Genomic DNA, 16,384 nt, shown 5'->3' with positions numbered 1-16,384 from the left:
TTCACGTCCCGTGATCCGGCGTCTTTTTTGAAGGGGCTAGATAAGGGCGAGTCACATCTTTCAGGGACACTTCCAGCGCGTCTACCGAGAGTCGAATGGCACCGTCACCCGCCAAGGTCAGAGTGAGCTCTTCAGCTCCGTCATCGGTTTCAATCGACAAAAGCGCCAGAATCACATCGGTGTCTGAGCGATCCACACCCTGACTGGCCACTTTCGTGACATTCTCAACCACCAGCAGGCTTTGCACCCGCTCGACATCTCTCCCACGCGTGCGTGCGTTTTCAGCGTCTTCCCACCGAAAGCGATTGAGCAAAACCGCAAAGCGGCGCTCTTTGGCACGCCATGTCATCTCGGTCACTGGGAAAACCGCATCCTGCGTCAAGGCGGACAGCACCTTGAGGTCTTCGCCATCCAAGGCCCCAAGATTCAGCGGCACCTCGCGCCCGTCTTCAAACCGTGCGTCTTCGCTCATACGCCCTCTACCCGCTCCACTTTCGCACCAACTGCCGAGAGCTTTTGCACGAGGTTTTCGTACCCGCGGTCCAGATGATAAACACGGTTCACAGTCGTCTGACCTTCGGCCACAAGCCCCGCAAGGATCAAAGAGACCGAAGCGCGCAGATCTGTTGCCATCACCGGTGCGCCTTTCATTTTCTCAACTCCATGTACCGTGGCCATACCCCCAGAGACCTCGATATTCGCGCCCATCCGGATCAATTCCGGTGCGTGCATAAAGCGGTTTTCAAAGATGGTTTCTTCCAGCACCGACGTGCCCTCGGCAAAGCACATCATCGCCATGAATTGCGCCTGCAGATCCGTTGGGAACCCAGGGAACGGCGCGGTGGCCACGTTCACGGCTTTCAGTCGGCCACCGGGGTGGCGGACTTTCAGACCCCGGTCTGTTTCGGTGATCTCAAGTCCAGCTTCTTCCATCTTGTCACAGAAGGCGGACAGCAACTCACGACGCCCGCCAATGCATTCCACTTCGCCGCCCGCAATACCCGGAGCAGTCATATATGTGCCCAGCTCGATCCGGTCGGTGATCACGCGATGGGTGGTGCCATGCAAACCGTCGACGCCCCGCACCACCATGGTGTCCGTGCCAGCCCCTTCGATGTCCGCGCCCATGGCAATCAGACAATCCGCCAAGGCCTTTGTATCCGGCTCGCGGGCTGCATTCTTGATAACGGTCGTGCCCTTGGCCAGAACGGCGGCGCACATAATGTTTTCAGTTGCTCCAACGGACGGGAAAGGAAATTCGACCTCAGCGCCTTTCAAGTCCCCAACCGCATGCACATAGCCGTCTTTCAGCTCCACCTTTGCACCAAGCTTTTCCAGGCCGGTCAGGTGGAAATCAACCGCCCGCGCCCCAATCGCGCAGCCGCCAGGCAATGAGACAACCGCCTCTCCGGTCCGACCAATCAGAGGCCCGAGCACGTTGAACGACGCGCGCAGCTTACGTACCATATCGTAATGCGCCATATGCGAGGTAAGTTGAGAGGCGGACAAAGCCAAAGTCCCACCGGAATCCAAACGCCCAATCTCAACACCAAGGCTTTCCAGCAAGGCCGAAAGCGTCGCCACATCGGAAAGTCGCGGGACATTGGTCAGGGTCAGCGGCTCTTCGGACAGAATCGACGCGCACATAAGTTTAAGGCAGGTGTTCTTGGCCCCTGCGATCGGAATTTCTCCCGACAATGGGCCACCACCGGTCACTAGTATTGAATCCATCTACCCTACCCCTCGTTATTTTCCGCTGTTTTTGCTTCATCCATACTGGCGGAACGCGCTTTGGCCTGCGCCTTGCGACGACCCATATTTGCCTTAAGCGCGGCCTTTAGGCGGTCCTCGCGCGTTTGTGCCTTAGTAGCCTTGCCAGATGAGGTTTTCTTATTGTCCATGCGCTTTCAATACATGAGGTGAAAAAAACATGCTAGATGCCCTTGCGCGGGTTAGAATTTGAGTCTAATCACCGCGCCACGGTGACACTCTGACAGCAGATGCACCATGGCTTAGGCCGCAGTAGCTCAGTGGTAGAGCGCACCCTTGGTAAGGGTGAGGTCGGGAGTTCAATCCTCCCCTGCGGCACCATCCTCTCGCACGACAAAACACAAAACGGCGACGTCATTCATCTTGCGCGAAATACTCCGGGGTGAAGGCCTGTGGCCGAGGGGCAGAGCTCCTAAGCCGCGATACAGGCTGCCATCAACCGATAGACAATTTGCGCGGCGGTGAAATCCCAAGCGGCATTGCCATCCGGGGCCAGTTCCACGACATCCAGCCCAACACATTTACGCCCCTTGAGGGCATGCTCTACCAACCTAAGCGCTTGATAATACCCGAGCCCTCCGGGCACCGGTGTCCCAGTCGCAGGCATCAGGCTGGGATCCAATCCATCAACGTCAAAGCTGACATAGACAAGCTCGGGAAAATCATCGGGAAGATCAACCTCAAAGAGGTTTCCAACGACCAGATCCTCGGCATCTTTGTAAAAGACACCATTGGCGTCACGGCCGTCCATTTCCTGCTGACACAGCGCGCGGACGCCGAATTGCGCGAGACGAATGCCCTTCTCGCTCAAGAGGTGCATCACAGAGGCATGGGAATGTTTGTTGCCCTGATAGGCCACCCGCAAATCAGCATGGGCGTCGATCTGCACCACCCCAACCGGCTGGCCCAGCGCGCGGGCGACACCCATCACCGCGCCATAACTGAGCGAATGTTCGCCGCCCAACGTCACAGGAATGCGGCCCTCGGCTACAACGTGCTCGATGCGCGCGGCAAGACGTTCCATCACCTCTGGCAAATCGCCGGTACAGTCCAGCGGTGCCTGCGTGAAAATGCCCGCGGCGCAGGGTTCGTGGCCGTTGGTTGTGCGCTCGAGCTCGTTTGACGCCTCGATGATGGCTGCGGGGCCTTTGGCGGTGCCAGATCCGTAGGAAACCGTCCGTTCAAGCGGGACTGGAATGACATGGAACCGTGCGTCTTCGTTGCGCTCATCAGGTGTCAGTTCGCTGTCGAGAAATACGCTCATGAGAGACGGTCCTTGAAGTCAGAATAGGAAAACTCGCGTATCATGTGAAGATCATCGGTGGTGCTGTTCCACAGTGCAATCGCAGGCAGAGGCACGCCGTTGAATGTATTGGTTTTCACCATGGAATAATGGGCCTGATCCAGAAACGCGAACCGTTGGCCAATCTTTACCGGAGCCGGCCATGTGTAGTCTCCGATCACATCCCCTGCGAGGCAAGAGGGCCCGCCTAGCCGATAGGTATTTCCGTCGTCGACCTCTCCTAACATGGCAGGGCGATAAGGGGCTTCGATCACGTCGGGCATGTGGCAGGTGGCCGAAATATCTGTGATCGCGATGTCCATGCCGTTGGCGAATGTATCAAGAATCTCGCCCACCAAGATGCCTGCATCCAAGGCCACGGCCTCTCCGGGTTCGATCATCACGTCGACGTCGTATTTCTGGCGGATGTCCTTAAGCAAGTGGATCAAGACGTCACGATTGTAGTCCGCGCGGGTGATGTGATGGCCGCCGCCGAAATTGATCCATTTCAATTGTTTGAAATACGGGACCAGCTTGAATTCCACAGCCGACCAGACATGTAGCAGAGGATCGACGCCCTGTTCGCAGAGCACATGCATATGCAGCCCGTCGACGCCCTCGAGGACCTCCGGCGTCAATTGGCTGATGGGCGTGCCTAGGCGTGAGCAAGGGGCGGCTGGGTCGTATTTGGCGACCTCTCCGACCGAGTATTCAGGATTGATGCGCAGGCCAACCTGAACGCCAGCAGCTTGGCACTTCGCGAGAAAGCGGTCTTTTTGGGCAGGAGAGTTGAAGATCACATGGTCCGACAGCGCTATGATCTCGTCGATATCGCTGTCTTTGTAGCCTGCACAGAATGTCGCGACCTCGCCGCCGTATTCTTCGCGACCCAGCCGAGCCTCGTAGATGCCTGAGGCACAGGTGCCGTCGAGATATTTGCTGACCAAGGGCGCGGTCGCGAACATTGAAAAGGCTTTGAGCGCAGCGAGCACCTTTGCGCCAGAGGCGTCTGCTACGTGGCGCAGGACCTTGAGATTGGTCTCAATCGCCGCATCGTCCACCACGAAACAGGGGCTCGGCACGCGGTTTAGGTCAAAGTCGCGAAACGCGCCGGGATCTCCGGCTTGGGTGGTCATCATCTCGGGCATCTGGGCCTCGTTTCTGGCTTCGCTGGGGGCCAGCCCCCAGACCCCCGGGATATTTCTAGCAAGAGAAAATGGAGGCTGGAGGCTTGGAGGTTTTTAGAAGTCGACCGGGCCGTCGAGTTCGTGGACCTGCCATGGCAGGCCGTGGTTGTTAAGCATGTCCATGAAGTCATCGGGATCGAGCTGCTCCATGTTCCAGACGCCCGGTTCTTTCCAGTTGCCTTTCAGGAGCTGCGCCGCGCCAATCATGGCGGGCACGCCGGTGGTGTAGCTGACTGCTTGCGAGCCGACTTCGGCGTAGCATTCTTCGTGATCACAAATGTTGTAGATGTAGAAGGTCTTCTCGCCCGAACCGTCTTTGGCTTGACCTGTCGCGATATCGCCAATGCAGGCTTTGCCTTTGGTCAGCGCGCCCAGATCGCCGGGATCGGGCAAGAGCGTTTTCAGGAACTGGATTGGGATGATTTCATGACCGTCGTGTACCACCGGGTCGATGCGGGTCATGCCGACGTTTTGCAGCACTTTGGCGTGCATGATGTAGGCATCGCCGAAGGTCATCCAGAACCGCGCGCGTTCGATTTCGGGGAAGTGGGTGGAAAGAGACTCCAGTTCCTCATGATACATCAAGTACATGTTTTTGTTACCAATGCCCGGGAAGTCGAACTCGACCTTTGTGGACATAGCCTCGCTGGTTTGCCAATCGCCACCTTCCCAATGGCGCACTTCGGCGAGCACTTCGCGCAGGTTGATTTCCGGGTTGAAGTTGGTGGCAAAAGCCTGGCCGTTGTCGCCGCCATTGGCGTCCAGAATGTCGATCTGGCGGATGGTGTCGAGCTTGTGTTTCTTGAGCCAAGTGGCAAATACAGACGTCACGCCCGGATCAAAGCCAGAGCCGAGGATCGCGGTCAGACCCGCCTCTTTGAATTTATCCTGATAGGCCCATTGCCAGTGGTATTCGAACTTGGCGACGTCTTCGGGTTCGTAGTTCGCCGTGTCCAGATAGTGGCAACCTGCTTCTAGACAGGCATCCATCAGGACGAGGTCTTGGTAGGGCAGCGCGAGGTTTACGAGGATCTCAGCACCGGTTTCTTTGATCAAGGCAACTGTTGCCGCGACATCCATCGCGTCCAGCGCTGCGGTTTTGATCGTGACGCCTGTGCGTTCCTTGACCGAGGCCGCAATCGCATCGCATTTGGATTTCGTCCGGCTCGCCAGCGTGATCTCGGTAAAGATATCGCTGTTCATCGCCATTTTATGCACGGCAGCGTGGGAAACGCCCCCTGCCCCGACAACCAGTGTTTTGCCCATGATCCCTACTCCTGCGTTTGAGGTCATTCGTAATAAGTATAGCCGTTGATGCTGTCGCGGTAAGCGCTCATCAGGATTTTGCGTTCTTTGGATTTCAGCGCGCCCGAAGAGATCGCTTCGTCCACCATTTTGCGGAACTCGGCGACGCAGTCCTGAGGGTCAAACTCCACATAGGACATGACTTCGGAAATCGTGTCGCCTTCTTGTTCATGCAAGAGGTCAAAGCCGCCGTCCTCGCGCAGCTCAATCGTGACCACATTGGTGTCGCCAAAGAGGTTGTGTAGATCGCCCAAAGTTTCCTGATACGCGCCGACGAAGAAGACGCCCATATAGTAGGGTTTGTCTTCGGGCAGCGTATGAACCGGCAGTGCGCGGGCGACGCCGTCTTCTAGGATGAACTTGTCGATCTTGCCGTCGCTGTCGCAAGTGATGTCAGAGAGCACTGCATAACGATCTGGTTTTTGATCGAGCATCTGCAGCGGCAGCATCGGGTGCAACTGGTCAATCGCCCAGACATCCGGCAGCGATTGGAACAGCGAGAAGTTGCAGTGATAGATGTCGCTCAGGCGGATCATCTGGTCTTCGGGCACCGAGATATCGTCAAAGGCCGCGTGGTGTTTGATACGCGCCATGATGTGAAGATAGATCCGCTCAGCCCGCGCCATTTCGCGCAAAGACACATAGCCGCGATGGAAAAGCGCGCGCATTTCGTTGCGATAAAAGCTCGCGTCGTTCCAGCATTCCTGCAGGCGATCTGCCGTCACATATTCGCTGATCGCAAGCAGGTCATTGATCAGGTGGTGATCATCCGGCTCGGGTTTTGGTGCGGTTGGCGCGTCATAGAGCGTCGCCTCAAGCACATTAAACAACAGCATCGACGAGGTCGCGACGACGGCACGCCCGCTTTCGGTCACCAGCGTCGGATGGTCGATCTCGGCTGCGTCCATCGCGTATTTCACCGTCTCAACCACATTGGTGCAATATTCGCGCATCGTGTAGTTGATCGAGTTCTCGGTGGCAGATTTCTCGCCCGTGTAGTCCACACCCAGACCACCGCCCAGATCGAGGTGGGTCAGAGGCACGCCTTCGCGGGTAAGTTCGGTATAGTAGCGGCACGCCTCACTGACCGCGCGGCGCACGTCGTTCACGTCTGGCACCTGGCTGCCCAGATGGCTGTGCTGCAGCTTGAGGCAGTGCAAAAGCCCCGCATCACGCAGCTTGTCGATGACCGAAACCAATTGGTCCGTGTTCATGCCAAAGGTCGAGCGGTCGCCCGAGCTTTCTTCCCATTTGCCGGTGATCTGGTTGGTCAGCTTGACCCGAACACCCAAGAGCGGCTCGACGCCCAGCTCTTTGTAGACTTCGATAACGGTATCGACCTCTTTGGGGCTTTCTAGCACGATCACGGTGTTAAAGCCGATCTTGCGCGACAGGATGGCGAGGCTGATGAACTGCGGGTCTTTGACACCGTTGCAAACAATCAGCGCGTCCAAAGCGAGGCGATGGGCCAAGGCGATCACGAGCTCTGGCTTGGAGCCTGCCTCAAGGCCATAGTTATAAGGTTTACCAAATTGAACGATCCGGTCGACGACCTGCGCTTGTTGGTTCACTTTGATCGGAAAGACGCCGCGATAGACACCATTGTAACCGACCCGTGTGATCGCCTCCGCGAAACACTCGTTTATGTGTTTGATTTCGCTTTCCAAATAGGACGACACCCGCAGAACCATGGGCGACTGGATGCCGCGATCTTCGAGGTCGGAAAGGATGTCAGGCAGGCTGACGGCAGGCGCTGTGGGATTGAGGGGGTTCTTGAGGCCGACTTCACCTTTGTCAATCACGACGATGAGGTCTTTGCCCCATTTATCGATCCCATAAACGCTATGTGGCGCGGTCTTCGGCGTGTTCAATCACTGATCCCCCAAAAGGCATAGGCTAACATAAGAGCCCCGGCTGTCCACCGGATGGCGCCGTTTAGGCGTGAAAAGGATTCGTGCCAAGAGGAATTTTCACATGCAAAAGGGCGTAGGGGGAACTACGCCCTTGTAGGTGTTTTCCTGTGCCGAACTTAGGACAGTGCGACCGGCTGTCTGGTGTGCAGAGACTCTGCAGCCGCATCCGCCAAGACCTGCGCGCGCAAGCCATCCTCGATGGTCGGGCTAATCGGCGTTCCTTGCGTGACCGCATCCACAAAATGCGCCATTTCGCGGCGATAGGCCTCGGCGTAGCGTTCCAAAAAGAAATGCTGCGCAGGGGCCGCACGGAACCCGTCAGAGGTGGCGACCTGGACGGTGTTTTCCAGCATATTCTCGGCGCGCAACATGCCTGCCGATCCATGCACCTCGATGCGTTGGTCATAGCCATAGCTTGCACGACGGGAATTGCTGATTTGGCAGATCTTGCCGCTGGCCGTGGTAAGGGTCACGGCTGCAGTGTCCACGTCCCCTGCTTCGCCGATTTCTGGATCCACCAGAGACGCGCCAACCGCATAGACCGACACGGGCTCTTCGCCCAACAGGAAGCGCGCCATATCCAGATCGTGGATCATCATGTCGCGAAACAAGCCGCCCGAGCTTTTGATATAGCTCACAGGGGGCGGAGACGGGTCGCGGGACAGGATCGTGACGATCTCAACATCTCCGATTTCACCGTTCGCGATGCGAGATTGGACGTTGGCGAAATTCGGGTCAAAGCGGCGGTTGAACGCTGTTAGGAAAGGCACGCCCGCCTTATCGACTGCGGTCATACATTCGCGAATGCGATCCGCGGACATATCGACCGGCTTTTCGCAAAAGATCGCTTTGCCGTTTGCCGCGGCAGCGTGGATCAGATCGTAGTGCGTATCTGTGGGGGTGCCGATCACAACCGCATCAACATCCACGCTTTCGATCAGGGCCATAGACTCAAGCACCTGAGCCCCCGTTTGCGCGGCCAAAGCCTCGGCGGGCGCGGCGAAAGTATCCGCAACAGCCGAGACCCGCACGCCCTCAATATGGGCCACGGATTTCGTATGGACCTGACCGATGCGACCACATCCCAAAAGACCAATATTCAGCATCATTATGCCCCTTTGAATGCGCGCAGAACGCGACGTGTGGCGTCATACACAGGATCATGGGTTTCCTGCAGGATCTGGACGCGGTCAAACCTGTTTTCATCCTTGTTGACCGAGTCCCGAAGCGCGTGGCCAAACGCCATCCGCAGCTCTGTTCCGATATTGAACTTACAGATTTTCGAGCCGCGCGCCAAAGCGGTGCGTTGCGCAACCGGCACGCCAGAGCCGCCATGGATAACCAATGGCACCTCGGTCACGGCTTCAATCGCGCGGATACGAGGCTCGTCCAAGCCGCCCTCTTTGTCCTGTTGCAGATGCACATTGCCAACAGAGATCGCCATCGCGTCAACGCCCGACTCCCGCGCAAACTTTGCGGCCTCCTCTGGATCCGTCCCGGCGGAATTTTCGCCGCCGGAATAGCCTACAAACCCTATCTCACCCTCACAGGAGATCCCCGCCGCATGGGCCATTTCGGCAATCCGCGCGGTCTCGTCGATATTCTGCGCCAAAGGCTTGCGAGAGCCGTCAAACATCAGCGAGGTAAACCCGCTGTCCAAGGCCTCTGAGCATTCCTCAAACGTGTAGCCGTGATCCAAATGGGCCACCACCGGCACCGAGGCATTCTCGGCCAGATGCCGGAACATTTTGCCCAGCACCGGCAAAGGCGTATGCGCCCGACAACTGGGCCCTGCCTGCAAGATCACAGAGACCTCTTCGGCCTCTGCCGCCGCCACATAGGCGCGCATTTCTTCCCAGCCGAGCGTCACAAGACCGGCCACAGCGTATCCCTGCTTCAGCGCGGGCTGAAGCACTTCCGATAATGTTGCGAGCGTCATTTGAACTTGGCCACCATATCCATGATGCCTGGGATCGTGTGCAGCTGTTCCGCGTGCTGAGGCTGGAAGTATTGCTTCAGACTGCGCTGGCTGAGGCCACCCAGAATGGTGAAATAATACATCTGATAGCCCGGCATTGCCACGCAGGGATGATAGCCCGAACGCAGGCAGATCGTGGAGCCATCCACGATGTGATGCGCGTCACCCATGGCGTCGCCCTCTTGCTGGATGATCTGAACACCCGTGCCGTAGTTTGGCTTGAACCGATAGTTGTAAGTTTCGTCATGACGGGTTTCGTCAGGCAGCCGGTCTGTATCGTGTTTATGAGGAGGAAACCCAGACCAGCCGCCCTCACCCACGGTGTAAAGTTCGCTCACCAAGAGGCGGCCGACCTTATCGTGATGGTTGGCCCCAAGAATATGTTTGATCTTGCGGTGTGTTTTGGTGTCGTCAGAACCATATTGCACCACATCGAGATCCGCGGCGCGGACATCAAACGGTTCTAGAACCTTGTCGTATTTCGCACCTGCAATGAAGGTCTCGGTCTCATCCGTCACGCAGGTGATCCGCACCTTTGCGCCGACAGGGACATAAACGCCCTCGGGTTCGCCGTCCCAGACATCGACCGTACGGTTGCCCAGCGCGGGGTATTTTGCGCCATCGACATCCACGTCGACCGTGCCGGTGCCGGGCACAACACAGGTCTCGTAGCCGGGCGTGGCGTATTCGAACGTCTCGCCCTTCTTGAGTTTGACGATGTTGAAATAATTCAGCGGGACAAAGCCGTCTTCGACATCCACGATCGGTTTGTTTTCATTATCATATGGGGCGATATGCATGGGTTCGTCCTTTCAGCACGTCGTGGGGCCGGGATGGGATTTGAGGAAGGCGTCGAGCTGGTCGCCATTGGGCATCGCAGGCGCGCAGCCTGGCTGCGATACAACGATGGACGCACAGGCAGAGCCGCGCAGCACGGCGTCTTTCATGGGACGGCCTTCGGAAAGAGAGGCGAGGAAGCCCGCCATAAAACTGTCGCCCGCACCGGTCGGTTTGACGGCGTCGACGGGGAATATGCCAGTCGCGAGCTCTTGGCCCTCGGCAAATGTCACTGCGCCGTCGGGGCCCTTTTTATAGACCACGATGGTTGCCGAGCTTTCAGCCAGAGACCGAGCCTTAGCGAGGCCTTTTTCAATGCCACCGGCCATGAAACCGAACTCTTCGTCGTTGGCGACGATGACATCAGATAGATTTCCTGCGCGAGACAGAACCTCTTCGGCGACCTCTGGGGACGGCCATGAATAAGGGCGGTAATCCACGTCGAAAATGATCGGCAGACCGGCCTCTTTCGCCAGTTCAAAAGCGCGGAACGCGGCGGACCGCGAGGGTTCAGCCGCAAAAACCGTACCGGCTGTGATCAGCGCGCCATATTGGGAATAGTCGACGGCTTCGACATCCTCGATGGACATGCGAAAATCAGCGGCGTTGTTGCGGTAGATCACGCTCTGATGCTCTTCGATCCGCGTTTCATAGACCGCGAGCGAGGTCCGCTCCTCGCCTTTGATCCGTTTCACATGGCTGCGGTCGATCCCATAGTGATCCAACTGCCCTTCGCAGTACCAGCCCACCGCGTCATCGGACACGCAGGTGACCAAAGCGGCCTTGCAGCCGAATTTGACCAACCCCGCCGCGATATTGGCAGAGCTTCCGCCCATGCCGACCTTCAGATCGGTGGCGTCTTTGGTGCGCGTGCCTGGAGGATCGGGCCAGAGGTCCATACCGACCCGGCCAACCACCAGAAAGTTGCGTTTTGCGATCCCGTCCAGAACCATCACACGCCCCGCCGTTGTTTTTCGCGACTGGATTCCCAATCCAGATGGGCTGCGCGCACGTTCTCGTCCTCGGTGATATGAGGCGTGCCGACTTCCCACCATGTGTGGCCTTCGGTGGTCCAACCCTCGTAAGGGTCCACATCCATGACAATCACATAGGTCTTATCGCTCGCTTGCGCGCGCTTGAACGCTTCGGCCAATTCTGCGGGGTTTGCGACCCGTTCGGACGTCGCACCCATGGACGCGGCGTGGGCGGTGAAGTCCACCGCGAAGGGCTCAGAGATCGTCGGGCAGTCGGCCAAGAGGTTGTTAAAGCTCTCGTTGCCGGTGTTGTTTTGCAATTTGTTGATGACGGCGAAACCGCCGTTGTCTAGCACAAGAACGATCATCTTTTTGTTCGACAGGACAGACGAATAAATGTCCGAGTTCATCAACATATAGGATCCGTCGCCACAGAAGGTGATAGTGTCCCTTTCGGGTTCACGCTGTGCCTGAGCAATCCGAGCACCCCAGGCGCCGGCGATCTCATACCCCATGCAGGAAAAGCCGAATTCAACATCCACTGTGCAGACATCAAGCGTGCGCCAGTTGGCGGTGACTTCGGCGGGCAGGCCTCCGGCAGCAGCGACGACGCGGTCGCGTGGATCAACGAGGTCGTTCACGACGCCAATGGCTTGGGCGTAGGAGTTGGGTCGATTGCCGAAAGACACGTTGTCGGCCACATAGGCGTCCCAAGATTTGCGTTCATCCTGCGCCAAGGCGACCCAATCAGAAGGCGCTGTATAGTCCAAAGCCTCGCTGAGTGCGGTCAAACCCAGTTTCGCATCCCCGACGACGGTTAAAGACATATGTTTCGCGGCATCATGACGGGCCGCGTTCAAAGACACGAATTGCGCATCTTTGGCAAAGGCGGTCCAAGACCCCGTGGTAAAATCTTGCAACCGCGTTCCGACGGCCAAGACCACATCCGCTTTTTCCGCAATCGCATTAGCGGAGTCAGAGCCTGTCACACCAATCGGGCCAATATTCAGGGGATGTGTCGCCAATAGGTTGGCGCGACCGGCAATGGTTTCTACGACGGGGATCTGATGTTTCTCGGCAAAAGCTGTCAGCTCTGAAACGGCGCGCGAATATTGCACCCCACCGCCTGCGATGATCATCGGGCGCTTGGCTTTCGACAAACACGCAACGGCGTCGGCGACCTCGAGTGCATCAGGCGCCTGGCGGCGAATGCGGTGCACTTTCTTTTCAAAGAACACAGTCGGGTAGTCATAGGTCCACCCCTGCACGTCCTGCGGCAAACCAAGGAATGCAGGACCGCAATCGGCCGGATCCAGCATGGTCGCGATGGCTGCTGGGAGGGACTGAATGACCTGCGCCGGATGGGTGATGCGGTCCCAGAAGCGCGTCACCGGTTTGAACGCATCGTTTACGCCAAAGGTCGGGTCATAATAGTTTTCAAGCTGCTGCAATACCGGATCCGGCAGACGCGTCAGGAAGGTATCGCCACAGAGCAAAAGCATTGGCAGACGGTTTGCATGTGCCAAAGCAGCCGACGTCAAAAGGTTCGCAGTGCCCGGGCCCGCAGAGGCTGTACAGAACATGAAACGCTGCCGCAGCCATGTCTTTGCATAGCCTGCTGCCGCGAATCCCATACTCTGTTCGTTTTGCCCGCGATAGAGCGGCAGCTCTTCCTTCACGCCGTTCAGGGCCTCGCCCAGACAGGTCACATTGCCGTGGCCAAAGATCCCAAAGCCACCTCCACACAGGCGCAGCTCTTCACCATCTATCTCGATGTATTGATTGGATAACCACCGGATGATCGCCTGAGCGGTCGTCAACCGAACAGTATCGTTCGTCTTAGTCATGTCTGCCTGTCCCCTCCCTGGGAAAATTCGACGCGATGTCGAATGCAGCTTGCGAGTCGTTGATTCTCAGGATACTAATTTTGCAACCGGTTGCAAATTGAATTTCAAACGGGGAGGAGAACAGACTTGGAAATCGGCATTGGCATCATTGGTGGTGGCTATATGGGCAAGGCGCATGCGGTGGCGATGGCCTCGGTCGGGGCTGTGTTCAACACCAAGCTTCGTCCGCGCCTCGAGATGGTTTGCGCGTCCTCGCCTGATTCTGCAGAGCGCTATCGCGTGGCCTATGGCTTTGCCCGCGCCACAGACGACTGGCGCACGCTGGTCGAGGATCCACGTGTCGAGGCCATTGTGATCGCCTCTCCTCAGGAAACGCACCGGCGCATTGCTGAGGCAGCTTTTGCTTTGGGAAAACCTGTTCTGTGTGAAAAACCTTTGGGTGCTTCGATGGAAGACAGCGCAGCCATGGTTGCTGCCGCAGAGGCCTCGGGCGTGCCAAATATGGTTGGCTTTAACTATATCCGCACACCTGCCAGCCAATATGCGCGCCAGCTGATCGCGGATGGCGAAATCGGAGACATCACCTGGTTCCGTGGTGAACATACCGAAGACTTCTATGCCGACCCGCGCACGCCCGCGAGCTGGCGCACCTCTGGCATGGCGAATGGCACACTAGGGGATCTCGCGCCCCATATGGTGAATGCGGCACTGGCCTTGATGGGTCCGATAGCCCGTGTGATGGGAACTTATGAAACCGTTCACAAGGAACGGCCTGGCGGAGAGGTCGACAACGACGATCACGCCCAACTGATGTGCCGCTTTGAGAACGGCGCGATGGGGGCCATGTATTTCAGCCGCATCGCGACGGGGCGCAAGATGGGCTACGCCTATGAAATCACAGGCACCGCCGGCGCGATCCGCTTTGATCAGGAAGATCAAAACGCGCTGTGGCTTTACAAAATGACGGACCACGAACCCCAGCGCGGATTCCGCAAGATCCTAACGGGGCCCACGCATCCGGACTACCTGCCCTTCTGCCAAGGCCCGGGCCATGGCACCGGCTATCAGGACCAGATCATCATCGAAGCGCGCGATTTCCTGCGTGCCATCGAGACAGGCGAGGCCATCTGGCCCACCTTTAAAGACGGACATGACGTGAACCGTGTAATTGCCGCGACTTTGGCCTCGGCAGACACGGAAACATGGCAAAATATCAACGACTTCTAAGTTTCGGAGACCACGACCAATGACAATCAGAATTGGCAATGCCCCCTGCTCCTGGGGCGTCGAGTTTGCAGATGATCCGCGCAATCCTGCATGGCGGTCGGTGCTGAAAGACTGCGCCGATGCGGGGTATAAAGGCATCGAGCTTGGCCCTGTCGGCTATATGCCCGAGGACCCTGCGATCCTGGCCGACGCCTTGGCCGAGCACGATCTGGAATTGATCGGCGGCGTTGTGTTCCGCGCCTATCATGACCCGGCCATGTGGGACGATGTACTGGACGCGACCCACCGCACGGCGAAGGCTTTGAAAGCCCATGGCGCACAGCATTTGGTGCTGATTGACTCGATTTCCGAGCGTCGCGCGCCCACCGCGGGCCGCGCCAGTGAAGCCGAGCAGATGGACAAGGCCGAATGGGCTGCTTATCGCGACCGCATTGCCGAAACCGCGCGGATTGGAGCCGAGGAATACGGCCTGTCCGTCGGCATCCACGCCCATGCGGCGGGGTTCATGGATTTTGAACCGGAACTGGAACGTCTGCTGAATGAGGTCGACGAAAAGATCCTGAAGATCTGCTTTGACACGGGCCACCATTCTTACGCGGGCTTTGATCCGGTTGCGTTTATGAAGCGCTATGTGGACCGCATCTCGTATATGCATTTCAAGGATATTGATCCCAAGGTCAAAGCCGATGTGATCGCCAATCGCACGGGCTTTTATGACGCCTGCGGTCAGGGCATTTTCTGCAACCTCGGTGACGGAGATGTGGATTTCCCAGCCGTCCGCCGGATCCTATTGGACGCAGGCTTTGAAGGCTGGTGCACCGTCGAGCAGGATTGCGACCCAACGCTGGATGTCTCGCCGATTGATGACGCGCGCGCGAACCGCGTGTATCTTGAATCCATTGGGTTTAACTGAGAAAGGCCCGAGAAATGACAAAGCTGAAATGGGGTATGATCGGCGGCGGCGAAGGCAGCCAGATCGGGCCAGCACACCGCCTCGGCGCGCTTGCGGACGGGCATTTTGAATTCACAGCAGGCGCATTGGATCATCGTCCTGACGTGGGGCGTGAGTATGCTCAGCGTCTTGGGATCTCTGCGGATCGCGCCTATGGCGATTGGACGGAAATGCTCGCGGGCGAGAAAACCCGCGACGACAGGATTGATCTGGTGACAGTGGCGACGCCGAACGCGACGCATTTTGAAATCACCAAGTCTTTCCTTGAAGCAGGCTTTAACGTGCTCTGCGAAAAGCCGATGACCATGACCGTCGAAGAAGGCGAGGAAATCGTCAAAGTCGCTGAAAAATCGGGGAAAATCTGCGCAGTCAATTACTGCTACTCGGCCTACCCCATGGTGCGCCAGGCCCGCGCGATGGTGCGTGCCGGCGAGATCGGCAAGGTGCGCCTTGTGGTTACAAACTTTAGCCACGGCCACCACGGCGACGCCACCGACGCAGACAACCCCCGCGTCCGCTGGCGTTATGATCCGGCAATGGCGGGTGTATCCGGCCAGTTCGCAGATTGCGGCATCCACGCTCTGCATATGGCGAGCTTTATCAGCGATGACGAGGTGGAAACGCTTTCCGCTGATTTCGCCTCGACCATCCCAAGTCGAGAGCTGGAAGACGACGCGATGGTGAACTTCCGCATGCAGGGCGGCACGGTGGGGCGGCTATGGACGTCTTCCGTGGCGATTGGACGTCAGCATGGGTTCGACATTCAGGTCTTTGGGGAAACTGGAGGTCTGAGATGGGCGTCGGAACAGCCAAACCAACTGATCTATACCCCCGTTGGCGGTCGCACGCAGATCATCGAGAAAGGCGAAGGCGGCCTTTATGAAGACGCCCAGCGCCTGAGCCGCGTGGCGATTGCGCATCCCGAGGGCTTCCCTCTGGCGGTTGCCAATATCTATTGCGATCTGGCCGACGCGATCAAAGGCGAGACACGCGACGGGTTGCCCGGCGCAGCCGATGGTGTCCGGTCCATGGCCGCGGTTCACACCGCAGTCGAGTCCGCCAAAGCAGGTGGCGCGTGGCTTGACGCGCGGCCGTCTATTTTCCGGTAAATC

Annotated in this window: 15 protein-coding genes and 1 tRNA gene; 4 read left to right on the top strand and 12 right to left on the bottom strand. The window is 57.8% G+C overall.

Features of this window, described 5'->3' with window-relative positions:
* Window position 1: 1 nt before the first annotated feature.
* Genes HZ995_RS09920 through HZ995_RS09910 form a run of 3 tightly spaced genes read right to left on the bottom strand, consistent with a single transcriptional unit; the run spans window position 2 to window position 1,901 of the window.
* The gene (locus HZ995_RS09920; protein WP_209355506.1) at window positions 2-472 is read right to left on the bottom strand and encodes a DUF2948 family protein; all 471 of its coding nucleotides are present in this window, start codon (window positions 470-472) and stop codon (window positions 2-4) included.
* Window positions 469-1,731, bottom strand: coding sequence for a UDP-N-acetylglucosamine 1-carboxyvinyltransferase (gene murA, locus HZ995_RS09915; RefSeq protein WP_209355505.1), 1,263 nt, complete (start codon window positions 1,729-1,731; stop codon window positions 469-471). Before murA ends, HZ995_RS09920 begins: the two co-directional genes overlap by 4 nt.
* Window positions 1,732-1,736: 5 nt before the next feature.
* Window positions 1,737-1,901 (bottom strand): hypothetical protein, encoded by a 165-nt coding sequence (locus HZ995_RS09910; protein WP_209355504.1) that lies wholly within the window; start codon window positions 1,899-1,901, stop codon window positions 1,737-1,739.
* Window positions 1,902-2,016: 115 nt separating this feature from the next.
* On the opposite strand from HZ995_RS09910, the gene HZ995_RS09905 reads away from it, so the two are divergent.
* Window positions 2,017-2,091, top strand: a tRNA-Thr gene (locus tag HZ995_RS09905).
* Window positions 2,092-2,182: 91 nt separating this feature from the next.
* Here the strand turns inward: HZ995_RS09905 and speB are convergent.
* The 9 genes from speB to iolD form a co-directional block, all read right to left on the bottom strand.
* The gene (gene speB, locus HZ995_RS09900) at window positions 2,183-3,034 is read right to left on the bottom strand and encodes an agmatinase (protein ID WP_209355503.1); all 852 of its coding nucleotides are present in this window, start codon (window positions 3,032-3,034) and stop codon (window positions 2,183-2,185) included.
* A complete protein-coding gene (nspC, locus tag HZ995_RS09895) occupies window positions 3,031-4,200 on the bottom strand; it encodes a carboxynorspermidine decarboxylase (protein WP_209355502.1) in 1,170 nt (389 codons plus the stop codon). The genes speB and nspC overlap by 4 nt, the downstream gene beginning before the upstream one ends.
* 93 nt (window positions 4,201-4,293) lie before the next feature.
* A complete protein-coding gene (locus tag HZ995_RS09890; RefSeq protein ID WP_209355501.1) occupies window positions 4,294-5,505 on the bottom strand; it encodes a saccharopine dehydrogenase family protein in 1,212 nt (403 codons plus the stop codon).
* A gap of 23 nt (window positions 5,506-5,528) precedes the next feature.
* On the bottom strand, window positions 5,529-7,415 hold the full coding sequence (speA, locus tag HZ995_RS09885; RefSeq protein WP_209355500.1) for a biosynthetic arginine decarboxylase: 1,887 nt from the start codon (window positions 7,413-7,415) through the stop codon (window positions 5,529-5,531).
* Window positions 7,416-7,573: 158 nt separating this feature from the next.
* The gene (iolG, locus tag HZ995_RS09880) at window positions 7,574-8,563 is read right to left on the bottom strand and encodes an inositol 2-dehydrogenase (protein WP_209358232.1); all 990 of its coding nucleotides are present in this window, start codon (window positions 8,561-8,563) and stop codon (window positions 7,574-7,576) included.
* Between the two features lie 2 nt (window positions 8,564-8,565).
* The gene (locus HZ995_RS09875) at window positions 8,566-9,396 is read right to left on the bottom strand and encodes a class II fructose-bisphosphate aldolase (RefSeq protein ID WP_209355499.1); all 831 of its coding nucleotides are present in this window, start codon (window positions 9,394-9,396) and stop codon (window positions 8,566-8,568) included.
* Window positions 9,393-10,235 (bottom strand): 5-deoxy-glucuronate isomerase, encoded by an 843-nt coding sequence (locus tag HZ995_RS09870; RefSeq protein ID WP_209355498.1) that lies wholly within the window; start codon window positions 10,233-10,235, stop codon window positions 9,393-9,395. Before HZ995_RS09870 ends, HZ995_RS09875 begins: the two co-directional genes overlap by 4 nt.
* Before the next feature lie 12 nt (window positions 10,236-10,247).
* A complete protein-coding gene (iolC, locus tag HZ995_RS09865; protein ID WP_209355497.1) occupies window positions 10,248-11,225 on the bottom strand; it encodes a 5-dehydro-2-deoxygluconokinase in 978 nt (325 codons plus the stop codon).
* Window positions 11,225-13,093, bottom strand: a complete 1,869-nt coding sequence (iolD, locus tag HZ995_RS09860) for a 3D-(3,5/4)-trihydroxycyclohexane-1,2-dione acylhydrolase (decyclizing) (RefSeq protein ID WP_209355496.1) — start codon at window positions 13,091-13,093, stop codon at window positions 11,225-11,227. Before iolD ends, iolC begins: the two co-directional genes overlap by 1 nt.
* 162 nt (window positions 13,094-13,255) lie before the next feature.
* On the opposite strand from iolD, the gene HZ995_RS09855 reads away from it, so the two are divergent.
* The 3 genes from HZ995_RS09855 to HZ995_RS09845 are packed head-to-tail and all read left to right on the top strand — an operon-like array spanning window position 13,256 to window position 16,381.
* Window positions 13,256-14,320 (top strand): Gfo/Idh/MocA family protein, encoded by a 1,065-nt coding sequence (locus HZ995_RS09855; protein WP_209358231.1) that lies wholly within the window; start codon window positions 13,256-13,258, stop codon window positions 14,318-14,320.
* Between the two features lie 19 nt (window positions 14,321-14,339).
* Window positions 14,340-15,233: a TIM barrel protein gene (locus HZ995_RS09850; RefSeq protein ID WP_209355495.1), complete on the top strand. Its 894-nt coding sequence runs from the start codon at window positions 14,340-14,342 to the stop codon at window positions 15,231-15,233.
* A 14-nt stretch (window positions 15,234-15,247) separates the two neighbouring features.
* Window positions 15,248-16,381 carry a Gfo/Idh/MocA family protein gene (locus HZ995_RS09845; RefSeq protein WP_209355494.1) on the top strand — a complete coding sequence of 378 codons (1,134 nt, stop codon included), beginning with the start codon at window positions 15,248-15,250 and terminating at the stop codon, window positions 16,379-16,381.
* Window positions 16,382-16,384: the final 3 nt, after the last annotated feature.

The organism is Cognatishimia activa (genome assembly GCF_017798205.1).
Classification (GTDB): domain Bacteria; phylum Pseudomonadota; class Alphaproteobacteria; order Rhodobacterales; family Rhodobacteraceae; genus Cognatishimia; species Cognatishimia activa_A.
The sequence above is the reverse complement of the archived record's forward strand: the minus strand, read 5'-3'. Positions and strand labels throughout refer to the sequence as shown.

Excerpts from the sequence above, each read along its gene's own strand:
- iolG (WP_209358232.1), bottom strand. The coding sequence starts at position 8,563 with ATGCTGAATATTGGTCTTTTGGGATGTGGTCGCATCGGTCAGGTCCAT.
- HZ995_RS09890 (WP_209355501.1), bottom strand. The coding sequence starts at position 5,505 with ATGGGCAAAACACTGGTTGTCGGGGCAGGGGGCGTTTCCCACGCTGCC.
- HZ995_RS09845 (WP_209355494.1), top strand. The coding sequence starts at position 15,248 with ATGACAAAGCTGAAATGGGGTATGATCGGCGGCGGCGAAGGCAGCCAG.
- HZ995_RS09875 (WP_209355499.1), bottom strand. The coding sequence starts at position 9,396 with ATGACGCTCGCAACATTATCGGAAGTGCTTCAGCCCGCGCTGAAGCAG.
- speB (WP_209355503.1), bottom strand. The coding sequence starts at position 3,034 with ATGAGCGTATTTCTCGACAGCGAACTGACACCTGATGAGCGCAACGAA.
- nspC (WP_209355502.1), bottom strand. The coding sequence starts at position 4,200 with ATGCCCGAGATGATGACCACCCAAGCCGGAGATCCCGGCGCGTTTCGC.
- HZ995_RS09920 (WP_209355506.1), bottom strand. The coding sequence starts at position 472 with ATGAGCGAAGACGCACGGTTTGAAGACGGGCGCGAGGTGCCGCTGAAT.
- HZ995_RS09850 (WP_209355495.1), top strand. The coding sequence starts at position 14,340 with ATGACAATCAGAATTGGCAATGCCCCCTGCTCCTGGGGCGTCGAGTTT.
- iolD (WP_209355496.1), bottom strand. The coding sequence starts at position 13,093 with ATGACTAAGACGAACGATACTGTTCGGTTGACGACCGCTCAGGCGATC.
- HZ995_RS09855 (WP_209358231.1), top strand. The coding sequence starts at position 13,256 with ATGGGCAAGGCGCATGCGGTGGCGATGGCCTCGGTCGGGGCTGTGTTC.
- HZ995_RS09870 (WP_209355498.1), bottom strand. The coding sequence starts at position 10,235 with ATGCATATCGCCCCATATGATAATGAAAACAAACCGATCGTGGATGTC.
- murA (WP_209355505.1), bottom strand. The coding sequence starts at position 1,731 with ATGGATTCAATACTAGTGACCGGTGGTGGCCCATTGTCGGGAGAAATT.
- HZ995_RS09910 (WP_209355504.1), bottom strand. The coding sequence starts at position 1,901 with ATGGACAATAAGAAAACCTCATCTGGCAAGGCTACTAAGGCACAAACG.
- iolC (WP_209355497.1), bottom strand. The coding sequence starts at position 11,225 with ATGGTTCTGGACGGGATCGCAAAACGCAACTTTCTGGTGGTTGGCCGG.